The organism is Micromonospora sp. NPDC048830, assembly GCF_043198215.1.
Lineage (GTDB): Bacteria > Actinomycetota > Actinomycetes > Mycobacteriales > Micromonosporaceae > Micromonospora.
In genome coordinates, this window is sequence record NZ_JBICUP010000134.1 from 1 (window position 1) to 1,403 (window position 1,403).

A 1,403-nucleotide genomic window follows, 5' to 3' on the forward strand; every position below is an offset into this window, starting at 1 on the left:
CATCCTGGCCGGCGTGGCCGGCCGCGTCGTCCTGGCCGGCGGGGTGGGCGGGACCGGCGGGGCCGGTTCCCGACATTGGTGCGACCGACGGGCACTACGGTGCTGGGATGTCCACCGACCCCGGCCAGCCGCGCAGGGCCGGCGAGGGCAGCGGGAACCTCGGCGACTGGGCCACCCACCAGGAGCTGGACATGGACTGGCAACCATCCCCAGCGGTGACCCGCACCGACGCCGGCACTCTCCCCGCCGGCGACACCCTCCATCACCCAGCCGACGAGCCACCCACCCCCGCCCCACTCCACCCCGACCAACCCCAACCCCAACCCACTGCGGGCAGCCAATGGGTGCGCAACCCGAATGATGCCCGGACGCTGTTCGACCAGCACGTCGGCCACAACGCCACCACAACGCAGCGGGATCAGCTGCGGCGGTTGTGGAACGTCCTGATCGACCGTATGGACCGCGACGGGTACATCACCGTCAGCGTGCAAGCCCTCGCCGCGGCGACATCCACGCTGCAGCAGACGGTGAATCACCGGATCGTGGCATTGCGCGACCGTGGTCTGCTGCAGCTGGACCGGGAAGCACACGGTCGCAGGGCGGCGCGGTACAGGGTGACCGATCCGGGTCCGCCCCGGCAAGCATTGCCGGCCCTTCCTGCGGGCAGCCAGTGGGTGCGCGACCCGGATGATGCCCGGACGCTGTTCGAGCAGCACGTCGGCCACAACGCCACCACAACGCAGCGGGATCAGCTGCGGCGGTTGTGGAACGTCCTGATCGGCAGTATGGACGGCGACGGGTTCATCACCGTCAGCGAGCCAGCCCTCGCCGCGGCGACATCCACGCTGCAGCGGACGGTGCATGACCGGATCGTGGCATTGCGCAAGCGTGGTCTGCTGCAGCTGGTCCGGGAAGCACGCGGTCGCGAGGCGGCGCGGTACAGGGTGACCGATCCGGGTCCGCCCCGGCAAGCACCGGTGCCGGGCCCTGCCCCCCGGACCGGACCGCCCGCAGGGTAGTGCGGACCTGTCCTGGCTGAACGACGGGGATACGTCGCCGATGCCCGGGCCGGTACCTGCCCCGCCGGCGGACACGGATCTGCCCGGGCTGCCCGGGCCGCTGGACGACCCGAACGCCCCCACCGCATCGTCCTGGCCGGAGGGGTGGGCGGGTGTACGGTGCCAATGCCTGTCGCACCTGCAGTGAGCTGGGGCTTCATGGGAATAAGGCACCTTCGTGGTCATGGTCTTCCAGCTGAGCGGTGCTCGCGGAGCTGCTGGCCCTGCGCCACGAGGTCGCGGTGCTGCACCGTCAGGTCCACAGCCGACCACGACTGTCCTGGCCAGACCGGGCGATCCTGTCCGCGCTGGCCCGCCGCCTGCCCCGCACGGTCCGCATCCACC

1 pseudogene is annotated in these 1,403 nt (G+C 71.4%); it reads left to right on the top strand.

Annotation, left to right across the window (positions count from 1 at the left end):
- Positions 1-1,019 (top strand): annotated as a pseudogene (locus tag ACGFIZ_RS34240) (hypothetical protein); the annotation flags it as partial.
- Positions 1,020-1,403 lie beyond the last annotated feature (384 nt).